General features: G+C 71.9%; 11 protein-coding genes. 5 read left to right on the forward strand and 6 right to left on the reverse strand.

What is annotated here, in order from left to right; all coding sequences use genetic code 11:
- Window positions 1-48 precede the first annotated feature (48 nt).
- The 3 genes from cofD to IEY82_RS25585 all read left to right on the forward strand — a co-directional run bounded on the left by cofD (window position 49) and on the right by IEY82_RS25585 (window position 3,290).
- Entirely contained in the window at window positions 49-987 is a 939-nt protein-coding gene (gene cofD / locus IEY82_RS25575; RefSeq protein WP_189126761.1) for a 2-phospho-L-lactate transferase, read from the forward strand.
- Window positions 984-2,456: a coenzyme F420-0:L-glutamate ligase gene (locus IEY82_RS25580; RefSeq protein ID WP_225262691.1), complete on the forward strand. Its 1,473-nt coding sequence runs from the start codon at window positions 984-986 to the stop codon at window positions 2,454-2,456. The genes cofD and IEY82_RS25580 overlap by 4 nt, the downstream gene beginning before the upstream one ends.
- A 90-nt stretch (window positions 2,457-2,546) precedes the next feature.
- Window positions 2,547-3,290 (forward strand): lytic polysaccharide monooxygenase, encoded by a 744-nt coding sequence (locus IEY82_RS25585; protein WP_189126762.1) that lies wholly within the window; start codon window positions 2,547-2,549, stop codon window positions 3,288-3,290.
- A gap of 76 nt (window positions 3,291-3,366) precedes the next feature.
- On the opposite strand, the gene IEY82_RS25590 is transcribed toward IEY82_RS25585, so the two are convergent.
- Window positions 3,367-4,149, reverse strand: a complete 783-nt coding sequence (locus IEY82_RS25590) for a TetR/AcrR family transcriptional regulator (RefSeq protein ID WP_189126763.1) — start codon at window positions 4,147-4,149, stop codon at window positions 3,367-3,369.
- 49 nt (window positions 4,150-4,198) lie between these two features.
- Here IEY82_RS25590 and IEY82_RS25595 point away from each other — a divergent pair, with 49 nt between their 5' ends.
- Window positions 4,199-5,149: an ATP-binding cassette domain-containing protein gene (locus IEY82_RS25595; RefSeq protein ID WP_189126764.1), complete on the forward strand. Its 951-nt coding sequence runs from the start codon at window positions 4,199-4,201 to the stop codon at window positions 5,147-5,149.
- The gene (locus IEY82_RS25600) at window positions 5,146-5,922 is read left to right on the forward strand and encodes an ABC transporter permease (RefSeq protein ID WP_189126765.1); all 777 of its coding nucleotides are present in this window, start codon (window positions 5,146-5,148) and stop codon (window positions 5,920-5,922) included. The genes IEY82_RS25595 and IEY82_RS25600 overlap by 4 nt, the downstream gene beginning before the upstream one ends.
- Before the next feature lie 31 nt (window positions 5,923-5,953).
- Here the strand turns inward: IEY82_RS25600 and IEY82_RS25605 are convergent, their stop codons facing one another.
- From IEY82_RS25605 to IEY82_RS25625, 5 genes are all read right to left on the reverse strand, one after another.
- Window positions 5,954-7,702, reverse strand: a complete 1,749-nt coding sequence (locus IEY82_RS25605; protein ID WP_225262688.1) for a substrate-binding and VWA domain-containing protein — start codon at window positions 7,700-7,702, stop codon at window positions 5,954-5,956.
- Window positions 7,703-7,784: 82 nt separating this feature from the next.
- The gene (locus tag IEY82_RS25610) at window positions 7,785-10,352 is read right to left on the reverse strand and encodes a bifunctional FO biosynthesis protein CofGH (RefSeq protein WP_189126766.1); all 2,568 of its coding nucleotides are present in this window, start codon (window positions 10,350-10,352) and stop codon (window positions 7,785-7,787) included.
- 53 nt (window positions 10,353-10,405) lie between these two features.
- Entirely contained in the window at window positions 10,406-11,299 is an 894-nt protein-coding gene (locus tag IEY82_RS25615) for a DNA-3-methyladenine glycosylase family protein (protein WP_189126818.1), read from the reverse strand.
- 148 nt (window positions 11,300-11,447) lie between these two features.
- The gene (gene manB, locus IEY82_RS25620; RefSeq protein ID WP_189126767.1) at window positions 11,448-12,542 is read right to left on the reverse strand and encodes a mannose-1-phosphate guanylyltransferase; all 1,095 of its coding nucleotides are present in this window, start codon (window positions 12,540-12,542) and stop codon (window positions 11,448-11,450) included.
- An 18-nt stretch (window positions 12,543-12,560) separates the two neighbouring features.
- A complete protein-coding gene (locus tag IEY82_RS25625) occupies window positions 12,561-13,679 on the reverse strand; it encodes a glycosyltransferase family 4 protein (RefSeq protein WP_189126768.1) in 1,119 nt (372 codons plus the stop codon).
- Between the last annotated feature and the right edge of the window lie 26 nt (window positions 13,680-13,705).

Below are 13,705 nucleotides of genomic sequence, written 5' to 3' on the forward strand. Positions count from 1 at the left end.
CTGACTCCCCAGACAGGCGTGTCGGAGGCCGGTGGAAGACTGGGCCGCATGCACATCGTCTCCCTCGCAGGCGGCATCGGCGGCGCCCGCTTCCTGCGTGGTCTGCGCGCGACCGCCCCGGATGCCCAGATAACCGTGATCGGCAACACCGGCGACGACATCACCCTGTTCGGCCTGCGGGTCTGTCCCGACCTCGACACGGTCATGTACACCCTCGGCCACGGCATCGACGAGGAGCAGGGCTGGGGTCGCGCCAAGGAGTCCCACGTCGTCAAGGAGGAGCTGGCGGCCTACGGGGTCGAGCCGCAGTGGTTCGGGCTCGGCGACCGCGACTTCGCCACGCACATCGTCCGCTCGCAGATGCTGGAGGCGGGCTATCCGCTGTCGCAGATCACGCGGGCGCTGTGCGTCCGCTGGCAGCCCGGCGTCCGCCTGCTGCCGATGTCCGACGACCGCTGCGAGACCCACGTGGTGATCAGTGACGAGCAGGGCCGCCGCGCGATCCACTTCCAGGAGTGGTGGGTACGCCTGCGCGCCTCGGTCCCCGCCGAGTCGATCGCCCTGGTGGGCGTCGACACCGCACGACCCGCCCCTGGTGTGCTGGAGGCGATCGAAGAGGCCGACGTGGTGATCCTGCCTCCGTCCAACCCGGTGGTGAGCATCGGCACGATCCTGCAGGTCCCGGGCATCCGCGACGCGCTGCTGCCGAAGACCGTGGTGGGCGTCTCCCCCATCGTCGGCGGCGCGCCGGTGCGCGGCATGGCCGACGCCTGCCTCACGGCCATCGGCGTCGAGACCACGGCCCAGGCGGTGCTCGACCTCTACGGCGCCGACCTGATCGACGGATGGCTGGTGGCGCCCGAGGACGAGGGGGTCGCCCTCGACGGCGTCCGCGTGGTCGCCGGGCCCATCATCATGCACGACGTCGACGCGGCCGCCGACATCGCCCGCACCGCTCTCGACCTGGCCCAGGAGCTCGCCCGATGACCCCCGCCACCACCCCGCGTGACACTACCCCGCACGACATCCCACCGCACGACATCCCACCGCACGACATCCCACCGCACGACACCACCCCCACATCGCCCCACACCACCCCGCACGACAACACACCGTCCAAGTCCGGCCCGCACGACCCACCCGACGGCACATCGACCGAGACCGACCCGGCTCGCGCCGTGCCGTCCGTCGGCGGGACCGTCGAGGTGATCCCCGTGCTCGGCATCGGCGAGGTACGGCCGGGCGACGACGTGGCCGCCCTGTTGAAGGGCGCCGATCTGCGCGAGGGCGACATCGTCGTCATCACGTCCAAGATCGTCAGTAAGGCCGAGGGCCGGATCCGGCAGGCCCCCGACCGCGCCGCGGCGATCGAGGAGGAGACCGAGCGGGTGGTCGCCAGGCGCGGCGACACCGTGATCTCCCAGACCCGCCACGGCTTCGTGATGGCCGCGGCCGGGGTCGACACCTCCAACACCGACCCCGGCACCGTCCTGCTGCTCCCCGAGGACCCCGACGCCTCGGCCCGGCGCATCCGGGCGGGCCTGCCCGCGGGCGTGGGCGTGATCGTCTCCGACACGTTCGGCCGCCCGTGGCGCCAGGGCCTGACCGACGTGGCCATCGGCGCCGCGGGAGTGACCCCGGTCGACGACTTCCGCGGGGCCGTCGACTCCTACGGCAACCCGCTCAGCGCCACCGTGACCGCGCTGGCCGACGAGATCGCCTCGGCCGCCGAGCTGGTCAAGGGCAAGCTGGCCGGTGTCCCGGTCGCGATCGTGCGGGGTCTCGCCCATCTCGTCACGGCCGGCGACGGCCCGGGGGTCCGGCCGCTGCTCCGGCCCGCCGACGAGGACCTGTTCCGCTACGGGGCGCGCGACGTGGTGTTCGCCCGCCGTACGATCCGGGAGTTCTCCGCCGAGCCCGTCGATCCTGCGGCGGTGCGGCGGGCGGTGGCGGCGGGCATCGCGGCCCCGGCTCCCCACCACACGACGCCGTGGCGGTTCGTCCTGGTCGAGTCGGCCGAGACCCGAGGCAGGCTGCTCGACGCGATGCGCGAGGCCTGGATCACCGATCTGCAAGGCGACGGCTTCACCGAGGAGTCGATCGCCAAGCGGGTCAGGCGCGGCGACGTGCTGCGCCGCGCCCCCTATCTGATCGTCCCCTGCCTGGTGATGGAGGGCTCCCACACCTACCGCGACGATCGGCGCAACGCGGCGGAGCGGGAGATGTTCGTGGTGGCCACCGGCGCGGGCGTCGAGAACCTCCTCATCCAGCTCGCGGTCGAGGGGCTCGGCTCGGCGTGGGTGTCGTCCACGATGTTCTGCCGCCCGGTGGTCCGCGAAGTGCTCGACCTGCCCGGGTCGTGGGATCCGATGGGGTGCGTCGCGGTCGGCCACGCCGCCGCCCCGCCCCGCGACCGGGCCCCGCGCGACCCGGGCGACTTCATCCTGACGCGCTGACACGATCAACCCGGAGCAGTCAAGAACCATTTACCGTTAGGAAACTTTCCTTTACATTAGGGCGAACCCCCCATGTAGAGGAGCACTCGCATGCGAAGAACCCTCACGTTAGTCGCCGCGGCGGTGATCGCCATGGCCGGCACGATGATCGTCGCGCAGCCCGCGCTGGCTCACGGTTACATCAACTCACCCCCCAGCCGGCAGGCTCTCTGCGCCCAGGGCAAGGTGAGCGGCTGCGGTGACATCATCTACGAGCCGCAGAGCGTGGAAGGCCCCAAGGGCCAGCGCAACTGCCACGGCGGCGTCGCCCGCTTCGCCCAGCTCAGCGACGAGAGCAAGCCCTGGCCCGCGACCTCGGTCGGCACCTCGGTCACCTTCAACTGGACCCTCACGGCCCGGCACGCCACCAGCACGTGGGAGTACTACATCGGCGGCACCCGGGTGGCGGTGTTCAACGACGGCGGCCGGCAACCCGGCGCGACGGTCTCCCACGCCGTGAACCTGTCCGGGTTCTCCGGCAGGCAGAAGGTCCTCGCCATCTGGAACATCGCCGACACGGTCAACGCCTTCTACGCCTGCGTCGACCTGCAGATCGGCGGCGGTGGCGGAAACCCGACCCCCACTCCGACGCCGACGCCCACGCCGACGCAGCCGCCCCCCACCCCCACCCCCACCCCGACCTCGACGCCCGGAGGCACCTGGAAGGCCGGCACCGCCTACGCCGTCGGCTCCCAGGTCACCTACGCCGGCCTGACCTACCGGTGCATCCAGGCACACACCGCCCTCACCGGCTGGGAGCCGCCGAACGTCCCGGCGCTCTGGCAGCGCCTCTAGAACCGGCGCCGTTCGGTCAGGGCCCGTTCGTCAGGGCCCGTGAACGAGGGAGCGGAGCCGCCGTGGAAGAGGTCCGTCACTCCGGGACACCCTCGCCACAGCAGCTCCGCTCCTCTGAGGCCCGTCGCCCGATGAGCGCCTCGATGCCGTCGAGCAGCAGATTGAGTCCGAAGACGAAGTCCTCGTCCTCCACCCACCCCTCGGCGCCGCGCATGACGCCCGAGCGCATCGCGGCCGACAGGGCCGGGTAGGCCGCGGGGTCGAGCAAGCCGGCGAGCACCTCGCCGTACTCGGCGGCTCCGCCGATCGCGTGCTCTTCCGGCTGCGGGGCCCCGCCGCCGATGCCGTGGACGAGTGCGGCATCGGTGAGCGCGTAGCCCGTCAGGGTGCTGGCCACGTTGATCTTCTCTCCGTGATCGAGCCCCGTGCCGTCGAGAGCGGCCAGCGCCCGGTCGAACCACAGCAGCCGCCGTGGGCCCAGCGGCGGACTCAGCCGGCCGACGGACAGCAGCCACGCGTGCTCCAGCAGGAGGTCGCGCTGGATCCGGGTCCAGAGGGCGAGGTAGTCCCGCCAGGACCTGCCCTCCGGCTCGGGCGGCGGCGGGGCGACGCCGTCGGCCATGATGGTGAGCAGGTCGTCCTTGCTGCCGATGTACCTGTAGAGCGCGGTCGCCGCCACCCCGACCCGCGAGGCCACGCTGGCCATCGAGACCCCGCCCAAGCCTTCGGCGTCGGCGATCTCGATGGCGGCGGTGGTGATCGTGGCCAGATCCAGCCGAGGCCGGGGCCCCCGGCGTGGCACCGGCTCACGCCCCCACATGCGCTCCACCACGGACGGCAGCGGCCGCTCCTGCTCCATCGAATCCCCTCCTTGACCCACTCCTTGGATTGTGCATTAAGTTAAAACTATGAACGTCATACACAGTACGTCATTCACAGATGCTGTACTCGTCCGAGGACTGACGAAGTCCTTCGGCAGCACGCAGGTGCTGGCCGGGATCGACCTGACCGTGCCCACCGGCTCGCTGCTGGCTCTGCTCGGCCCCAACGGCTCCGGCAAGACCACCACGGTGCGCATCCTGACCACACTGCTCGCCCCTGATGGCGGCACCGCCACGGTGGGCGGACACGACGTCACCCGCGAGGGCGTCGCGGTGCGCCGGTTGATCGGCCTGACCTCCCAGCAGGCCACCGTGGACGGCCTGCTGACCGGGAGGGAGAACCTGGAGCTGTTCGCCGGCCTCTACCACCTGGGCCGGCGGCAGGCGCGGCGACGGGCGCAGGAGCTCCTGGAGCGCTTCGATCTGGCCGCGGCCGCGAACCGGCGGGTCGCGACCTACTCCGGCGGGATGCGGCGCCGTCTCGACCTCGCGGCGAGCATGGTGTCAGCGCCACGGATCCTCTTCCTCGACGAGCCCACGACCGGGCTCGACCCCCGCAGCCGGGCCGAGCTGTGGTCGGTGATCCGCGAACTGCTGGCGGGCGGCACCACCATCCTGCTCACCACGCAGTACCTGGAGGAGGCCGACCAACTCGCCGACCGCATCGCGGTGATCAACGGCGGCCGCGTCGTGGCCGACGACTCCCCCGCCGCGCTGAAGCGCCAGGTCGGCGCCGAACGCCTGATACTGCGCCTGTCCCGTACCGAGGACGTCCCTCGCGCCAGATCGGCGCTCGGCGAGGCCGAAACGCGTCCCGGCGCGGGCGAACGCGAGATCACTCTGGCCGTCCAGGGCCCCGACCACCTGCGCCACACGCTGGACCTGCTGCATCGCGCGGGCGTCGTCGTCGAGCACGTGGCGTTGTCCACCCCGACCCTCAACGACGTCTTCTTCGAGCTCACGGCGGTCGCGGCATGAGCGCCGCCCTGACCGCGGCGGGCGACCTGCACCGCCTCGTCGTCCGCAATCTGCGCCGCGAGCTGCGCATCCTCGACGGCCTCATCGTGAACACCGCTCTGCCCGTGATCATCATGGTGCTGTTCGTGTACGTCTTCGGCGGGGCGATCACCACCGGCTCCAGCGGGCTGGCCTACATCGACTTCGTGGTGCCCGCCGTGCTGCTCATGTCCGGCGGGTACGGCGCCGCGCTGACCGCCGTGAACATCGCCGACGACCTGACAGCGGGCATGATCGACCGGCTGCGCACGCTGCCGATCGGCGGCTGGACGGTCCCCGCCGGGCATGTGGTCGCCTCGGTGATCCGCAACGTGGCGGCGTCCGGATTCGCCCTGCTCGCGGCGGTCGCCCTGGGCTTTCGGCCGGATGCCACGCCGGCCGACTGGGCCCTGGCGCTGGCCGTGGTGACGGGGTACGTCCTGGCGATGTCGTCGCTGGCGGTGCTCTGGGGGCTGCTGGTCAGGTCGACCCAGGCGGCCGGCGCGTTCAGCTTCGTCGTACTCTTCCTGCCGTACCTGTCGGACGGGGTCGTACCGGCCGAAACCATGCCGGACGTGTTGCGCGACTTCGCCGAGAACCAGCCGATCACTCCGATCGTGGCGACGCTCCGATCATTGCTCCTGAACCAGCCGATGGGCTCCTCCGGGGCGGTGACGGCAGCCTGGCTGGCGGGCATGGTGCTGGTCAGCGTGCCGATCGCGGCACTACTGTTCCGCCGCAGGACCTCCGCCTAGCTCCGCTCGACCCGGCGGCGCGCGCCGGTCCTCACGCCGCCGGCTTGCAGGTGGGGTGACACAGGCGGCGCGCCAGCGCCGCGAGGAAGACGTCGATGATCTCGTCCGGCTGCTGGGCCACGTGCAGGGAGCCGTTGGTGGCGGTCGTGATCCTGGTCAGACTGTCCCGGTCGACGCCGCTGCCGAACGCGATGACGACGATCTGGACGGGCCGGTCCGGATCCCACTCGCCCTCCAGCCGGTCGAGCAACGTCTGGAGCTTGACGCCGCGCCCGTCGTCCTTGCCCGCAGTGATCACCAGGAGCGTGTTGTTCATCTCCTCGCGGAATTCGCTGGAGACCTCGCGGAAGCCGCTCAGGATCGAGTCGTAGAGCGAGCTCTCCAGCCGGGGGTGCGCATTGATCGTTTTGGTCAGCTCAGTGAGGACGCCCCGACGGACGAGCTGGCCCGTCTCGGGCTGGTTGATGGGGCCGAGCCCCACCCACTGCCGGTAGTCCCTGATCTGGCCCACCTTGTGGGCGAACTCCCATAACCCCATGTGCGTGGAGTCGGGGAAGAGCTGGAGACCGATCTTGGCCGCCTCCAGCGCGACGCCCACCCGGGTGGTCCCCTTCATGGGCTCGGCCATGTGCTTGGAGGTGTCGGCCAGCACCAGGATGTTGGTCGGCGGGGCCAACCGGCTCCAGGCGCGCAGCGCCTCGTCGATGTCCTCCGGGGAGACCGAGGAGCGGGTCTTGGGCGTCTCGGCCGGGATCTGCGGCCCCGGCGAGATCGGGCCCTGCAGACCGTCGCCCGACCGGAACCCGGCCCGGCGCACCATCTCCTGCGCCTCCGCGCCGCTCAGCCAGTCGGCGAAGATCGTCGAAGCCTCGGCCACCACCGGGTCGGTCGCGGTCACCACGTACGGATAGTCGAGGCTGATCGTCCCCTCACGCGGGTGCAACGCCACGACCGGGTCGGGCGACAGGCGCTGGTTGTGCGCCCACACCGACTGCTCCGGCACGATGACCACCGGTCGCTGCCAGAACGCACGGTCGTCGACGGCGGTCAGCATCGTGCGGTAGTCAGGCGCCGAACCGGCCTGGGCCCAGCGTACGAACGCGGTCAGCGCCTTGTCCGCCTCCGGGCCGGTGCCCACGACGTCCCGGGCGGCGGCGACCGTGGCGATGCCCGCGCCGGCCAGCGAGGGGTCGGGCACGCGCACGACGTCCGGCTCGCTCTCGTTGGGCTTGAGCCGTCCCCGCACGGTGGAGGGGAAGACCATCCGCCAGTTCATCTCGGTCTTGCCGACGGAGAAGCGCTGCGCCAGCGAGCCCCGGGTGGCGAACACCAGCGGCGAGGTGGCCACCACGCTCTCGCCCGCGGGCAGCGCGCTCGCGCCCTGCTTGCGGGCCAGCCGGATCCAGGCCGAGGAGTCGGCGATCCAGCCGTCCGGCCGTTCGCGCAGCACGCCCGCCCGATCGCCGATCAGCGTGCGCAGCACGGTGGCCGGCGGCTGCTCGGTGACCTGTACGAGCACGCACCTGCCGCCGGTCGTGGCCTTGGTCTCGTTGAAGCGCGCGGCGGCCTCCATCGCCACCGGCGCCACGTCGACCGCGGCGGCCACGCTGACCAGAACAGGCTCTCGTGTGGAGCACAGCGCGCCGCCACCGCCGAACACGACCACGAGCGTGCCCGCGACGACGGCCACGACGGTGAACCCGGCCAGCATGCCTCGCTGGAGTGCCTTCCTTCGCCGCAGCTCTGGACTCAACGCGGCGCGGTGTCGACCCAACCGCACGGGTGAACCTCTCTCCAGGGGAGTGACGATTCTTCCAGCGACTCCCATAGCGGGCGCAAGTGCAATCTAGAACATGTTATACCTACGCCATCGGCAGGACCCTTCGGACGCTCTGGCAGACGCCGTCACTCGCCTCGGAGGCGGCCAGTCGCTCGGCGCTCGGCCGGCCGTACCCGGTGGTGCGCTGCGTGACCGGCCGCCCGCTGAGCTCCGCCATCTCGCGCAGCTCGCTGATCGTCTTGTACGAGCCGTTCTCCGACCCGGCCATCCGGCTGATCGTCTCCTCCATGAGCGTGCCGCCGAGGTCGTTCACCCCGCCCTGGAGCACCTGGCGGCACAGGTCGTCGCCGAGCTTGACCCAGGAGCACTGGATGTTGCCGATCGCGCCGTGCAGCAGGATGCGGGCCAGCGCGTGCACGGCGCGGTTCTCCCGCGCGGTGGGGCCCGGCCGGGCGACGCCAGCCAGGTAGATCGGCGCGCTGGTGTGCACGAACGGCAGCAGCACGAACTCCGAGAACCCGCCGGTCTCCTCCTGCAACCGCCTGATCAGCTTGATGTGCCTGACCCAGTGCAGGTGGGTGTCGACGTGGCCGTACATCATCGTGGACGTCGTCGGCAGGCCCACCCGGTGGGCGGTGGTGATGACGTCGATCCACTCCCTGGTGGGCAGCTTGCCCTTGGTGAGCACCCACCGCACGTCGTCGTCCAGGATCTCGGCGGCGGTCCCCGGCAGTGAGTCGAGCCCGGCCTCCTTCGCGGCCAGCAGCCACTCCTCGATCGACAGGTTCGTACGGCTGGCGCCGTTGATGACCTCCATCGGGGAGAAGGCGTGCACGTGCATGTCCGGTGTCCTGGCCTTGACCGCCCTGGCGATGTCGAAGTAGGCGCTGCCGGGCAGGTCGGGGTGGATGCCGCCCTGCATGCACACCTCGGTCGCGCCGGCCAGCCAGGCCTCCTCGGCCCGGTCGGCCACCTGGTCGAGGCTCAGCGTGTAGGCGTCGGCGTCGGTGCGGCGCTGGGCGAACGCGCAGAACCGGCAGCCGGTGTAGCAGACGTTGGTGAAGTTGATGTTCCGGTTGACCACGTAGGTGACGTCGTCGCCCGCGGCCTGCCTGCGGTACTCGTCGGCGATGCCGGCCAGCTCCTCCAGCGCCTCGCCCTCGGCCGACAGCAGCGCCACGGCCTCGGCGTCGGTGAGCCCGGCGGGGTCGCTCTCGGCCTTCCTGAGCGCCTGGCGCACCTCGGCGGGCGTGCTCGCGGTGACGCTCCCCTTCGCGGCGGGGTCCAGGCGGTCGCGCAGGGCGTCCCAGTCGCCGTAGACGTGGTCGAAGTCGTCGCGGCGGTCGGCGGTGCGTCCCGAGGTGTCGACCTCGACGTGCAGGTCCACCCGCCCGGAGGGGGCGAAGCCGCCGTCCGGCTCCTGCCACGGCCGCCCTTCGAGCACCGCGTCCTCCCGGGCCAGCCCGGTGTCGGGGTCGGCCAGGGCCCGGACGTGACCGAACAGCCTCGGGTCCAGCCAGGGCTCGCCGGCCAGCACGTACTCGGGATAGATGGTGAGCCGCTCGCGCAGCCGGAACCCGGCGGCCTCGGTGCGGGCGGCCAGGTCGTCGATCTGCGGCCAGGGGCGCTCGGGATTGACATGGTCGGGCGTCAGCGGCGAGACGCCGCCCCAGTCGTCGATCCCGGCGCGGATCATCAGCTCGTACTCGGAGTCCACCAGGTTGGGCGGCGCCTGCAGGCGCGTCCGTGGCCCGAGCACCAGCCGGGCCACGGCGATCGTGGCCGCCAGCTCCTGCAGGTCGGCGTCGGGCAGGCCGCGCATGGCCGTGTCGGGCTTGGCGCGGAAGTTCTGCACGATGACCTCCTGGACGCCGTTGTACTCCCGCGCCACCCGCCGGATCGCGAAGATCGACTCGGCGCGGTCCTCGACGGTCTCGCCGATGCCGATCAGGATCCCGGTCGTGAACGGCACGTTGGAGCGCCCGGCGTCCTCCAGCACGCGCAGGCGTACCTCGGGGTCCTTGTCCGGGGAGCCGTAGTGCGGCTGGCCCTTCTCCTCGAACAACCGCCGCGAGGTGGTCTCCAGCATCATCCCCATCGACGGCGCCACGGGCTTCAGCCGCTGCAGGTCACGCCAGCCGAGCACGCCCGGGTTGAGGTGCGGCAGCAGCCCGGTCTCCTCCAGCACCCTGATCGCCATCGCCCGCACATAGGAGAGCGTGTCGTCATAGCCGTGCGCGTCGAGCCACTCCCGCGCCTGGTGCCAGCGGTCCTCCGGCCGGTCCCCCAACGTGAACAGCGCTTCCTTGCAGCCCATCGCGGCGCCCTGCCGGGCTATCTCCAGCACCTCGTCGGGGCTCAGGAAGGGCGCCTCCAGCTTGTGCGGCGCGGTGGCGAAGGTGCAGTAGCCGCAGCGGTCGCGGCACAGCCTAGTCAGCGGGATGAACACCTTGCGGCTGTAGGTGATCACCCCTTCCCGCCCGACCGCGGCGAGCCCGGCGTCCCGCACCCGGGAGGCGTGGTCGAGAAGCGGGTCCAGGTGCGCGCCTCGGGCGTGCAGCAACACGGTCGCCTCGGTGACGTCAAGGGTTTTCCCGTCTCGCGCGCGGGCCAGCGCACGACGGAGGGCGGAATCACTGACGAGACTCATGTACGGAACACTACGTGTGTCTGGATTCGCCGAGCGCACTCAGGGGGCGGTCGTCAGAAGGAGCGGTAGTCGCGCGCGGGCATCCTCGGCCCCCGCGCGGGCGCCCGCAGGCCGGTGAGCGTGATGAGGACCGCGGCGCGGTGCCGGTGTCCCCGGTAGGGCTCCAGCAGCCGCAGCATCCCGGGATCGTCGGTCGTCTCACCGGTCAGCGCATAGCCGACGATCTTGGCCAGGTGGAAGTCGCCCACGCTGACGGCATCGGGATCGCCGACGGCCCGCTGCCGCACCTCGGCCGACGTCCACACGCCGATCCCGGGCAACGCCCGCAGCAACCGGTCGAGCTCCTCGGTGGTGCCGGCCGCCTCCAGCTTGGCGGCGTGCCAGGCGGCGGTGGCGATCGTACGGGCCCGTACGGCCTCGGCCCCCGCCCTGTGCCAGTGCCAGGAGGGGATCTGCCGCCACACCTCCGCCTCGGGGATCACCCGCATGCCGTCGGGCGCCGGTCCGGGGGCGGGCTCGCCGTAGCGGTGCAGCAGCCAGCGCCAGGCCCGCCACGCCTCACGGCCGACGACCTTCTGCTCGAGCACGGCGGGCACCAGGGCCTCCATGACCCGGCCGGTCCTGCCGATGCGCAGCCCGGCGTGCTTCCTGGCCACGTCGGCCAGCACCTCGTGCTCGACCCGGAATCCCGAGACGTCGTCATCGGCGCCGAGCAGCGCCGGCAGCGTCTCCAGGAGCCACCCGGCTCCTGGCCCCCACGCCTGCCCGGCCACGGTGCCGACCGCCACGCTCACCCTGAGCGTGCCGGGCCCGTCGGGAGTGCGGCAGGTGCGCCACACGGCCCCGTCGAGGGTCCTGCGCCAGGCGGGGTCACCGGAACCGCGCCGGTGCGGGCTCAGCGCGAGCTCCACGTCCAGCGGCCCCTCGGGCGTCCACCTGCGCTCCATCACGTGTCCAGTGTGCCCCGCCCCGGGACCCGAACCAGACGCCGGAGTCCGGAGGCCGGATCAGCCGCCGCCGGGGCCCCGCGGGCAGGTCAGAGGCCGCCGGAGCCCTGAAGGCAGGTCAGCACGTCACTGGAGTCTTGAGGGCAGGTCAGACGTCGCTGGAGTAGCGGACCGCGCACTCCGGCAGCTCGACGCCCGGCCACAGCCGGATCCCGGCCCGCAGCTCGTTGCCCGGACCCACCACGGCGCCGTCACCGATCACCGCGTCACGCACCACGGCACCCGAGCACACCCGCGCGCCGACGCCGATCACGGAGTCGGCCACGGTGGCGCCCGAGCGGACCACGCTGCCGTCGCAGAGCACGCTGCCCGAGACCACGGCCCCCGCCTCGACCACGACGCCGGAGCCCACCGCCGAGCCGCCGTGCACCTTGGCCTCCGGGGAGACCGACGCTCCGTCGAGCGCCAGGAACTCCCCCGGCGGGCCGGGCAGCGCCGGCGAGCCGAGCCGCCCGAGGACCAGGTCGCTGGAGCCGCGGACGAAGGCGGCCGGGGTGCCGACGTCGAGCCAGTAGGTGCGGTCGGCGTAGCCCAGGACCAGCTCACCCGACTCGATGAGCCCGGGGAACGTCTCCCGCTCCACCGAGACGACCTCTCCACGCGGGATCCGGTCGATGACCGAACGGGTGAAGACGTAGCAGCCGGCGTTGATCCGGTTGGTCACCGGGTGGGGGGTCTTCTCCAGGAAGGCCGTCACCCGGCCCTCGTCGTCGGTGGGGACGCAGCCGAACCGGGAGGGATCGTCGACCTCGGTGAGGTGCAACGTGACGGCCGCGTCGCGACTGAGGTGCTCGCGCACCTGCAGGCCGATGTCGTGGCCGGACAGGATGTCACCGTTGAGGATCAGCACGGGGTCGGACGGCGCCGACGTCAGCGCCTCGGCGGCGTTGCGGATCGCGCCGCCCGTGCCGAGCGGCGTCTCTTCGGTCATGTACTCGATGGAGAGCCCGAACGCCGCGCCGTCACCGAAGACCGGCTCGAACATCGACGCCTTGTACGAAGTGGCGAAGACGATCCGGCGCACCCCGAACGAGCGGGCACGGGCCAGTTGGTGCGCCAGGAACGGCACCCCGGCGGTCGGCAGCAGGGGCTTGGGCGTGCCCAGCGTCAGCGGACGCAGGCGCGTGCCCTGCCCTCCGACCAGCAGAATCGCCTCAAGGGCCGGTAGTGAACTCTCCATCATCCCGGTGAGGCTACCGAACTATTCGATGGCTCGTTGATAGGAGCTGAGATGGGCTTCGACCGAGGCTTCCCAGGTGAACTCACGGGCTCTGGCCAGCCCCGCCTCCTGCAGCCGCAGGCGCCTGTCGGGAGAGGCCAGCAGCTGCCCGAGCGCGGTCGCGATGCTGTCGGCGTCGGGCTCGGTGTAGGCCACGGCGTCGCCGCCCACCTCGGGCAGCGACGTGCGGTGGGTGGTGAGCACCGGCGCCCCGCAGGCCATCGCCTCCAGCACCGGCAGCCCGAAGCCCTCGCCGCGCGACGGGAACGCCACCACGACCGCCCCGCCGAGGAACCCCGCCAGGTCGGGCACCCCGAGGTAGCCGGGGCGCACCACCTTGACCGTGGCCTCCACCTCGCGGCAGGCCGCGTCGACGTCGTCCTCGTGCACGCCGCCGCCGAGCACCAGCGCGGGCGGCTCGTCGAGGTTCTTGACGGCGGCGGCGAAGCCGCGGATCAGATTGGGGACGTTCTTGCGGGGGTCGAGCGCGCCGAGGAAGGCGACGTACGGCCGGCCGTGCAGCCCGCACCGCTCGGCCGAGCGCCGCCTCTCCAGGTCGGTGGGCGGGTGGAACAGCGTCTGGTCGACGCCGTGGTAGGCGACGTCGATGCGGGTCGGGTCGGCGGCGAGCACCCGCACCAGCTCTTCCCTGGTCGCCTTGGACGGCACGATGACCCGGTTGGCGTGGCGGACGGCGGTGCGGGTGGCCGAGCGGAAGAACGACGCCTTGACCGCGCCGTGCTGCTCGGGGTCGGTGAACCAGGTGACGTCGTGCACCGTCACGACCGTGGGCAGGCCGGAGCGGAGCGGGATGGAGTAGTAGGGCGCGTGGATGACCTGGGCCCCGGCCTGGCGGGCGAGCAACGGCACACCGGTCTGCTCCCAGGCGAGCCGGGCGGCCCGGTTGGTGATCGCGACCGGGCCCGGCATGACACGGGCCGACGGCGCCAGCCGTTCGTACTTGCCGGCGTCGGCCCGCTGGCAGACGACCACGAGGTCGGCTCCCGCGCGGTCGAGCCCGGAGACCAGCCCGTCCACATATCTGATCAGTGCGCCACGGTCCGCGGGGACCGCCGCCGCGTCGACGAGCACTCGAGGCATTACGTAGATCTTCTCCCCTCAAGATC

The organism is Nonomuraea cavernae, assembly GCF_014646355.1.
GTDB classification, from domain to species: Bacteria; Actinomycetota; Actinomycetes; order Streptosporangiales; family Streptosporangiaceae; genus Nonomuraea; species Nonomuraea cavernae.

What these genes read in the sequence shown, in the direction of transcription:
- cofD (WP_189126761.1), top strand. Translation starts at nt 49, where the DNA reads ATGCACATCGTCTCCCTCGCAGGCGGCATCGGCGGCGCCCGCTTCCTG.
- IEY82_RS25580 (WP_225262691.1), top strand. Translation starts at nt 984, where the DNA reads ATGACCCCCGCCACCACCCCGCGTGACACTACCCCGCACGACATCCCA.
- IEY82_RS25585 (WP_189126762.1), top strand. Translation starts at nt 2,547, where the DNA reads ATGCGAAGAACCCTCACGTTAGTCGCCGCGGCGGTGATCGCCATGGCC.
- IEY82_RS25590 (WP_189126763.1), bottom strand. Translation starts at nt 4,149, where the DNA reads ATGGAGCAGGAGCGGCCGCTGCCGTCCGTGGTGGAGCGCATGTGGGGG.
- IEY82_RS25595 (WP_189126764.1), top strand. Translation starts at nt 4,199, where the DNA reads ATGAACGTCATACACAGTACGTCATTCACAGATGCTGTACTCGTCCGA.
- IEY82_RS25600 (WP_189126765.1), top strand. Translation starts at nt 5,146, where the DNA reads ATGAGCGCCGCCCTGACCGCGGCGGGCGACCTGCACCGCCTCGTCGTC.
- IEY82_RS25610 (WP_189126766.1), bottom strand. Translation starts at nt 10,352, where the DNA reads ATGAGTCTCGTCAGTGATTCCGCCCTCCGTCGTGCGCTGGCCCGCGCG.
- IEY82_RS25615 (WP_189126818.1), bottom strand. Translation starts at nt 11,299, where the DNA reads ATGGAGCGCAGGTGGACGCCCGAGGGGCCGCTGGACGTGGAGCTCGCG.
- manB (WP_189126767.1), bottom strand. Translation starts at nt 12,542, where the DNA reads ATGATGGAGAGTTCACTACCGGCCCTTGAGGCGATTCTGCTGGTCGGA.
- IEY82_RS25625 (WP_189126768.1), bottom strand. Translation starts at nt 13,679, where the DNA reads ATGCCTCGAGTGCTCGTCGACGCGGCGGCGGTCCCCGCGGACCGTGGC.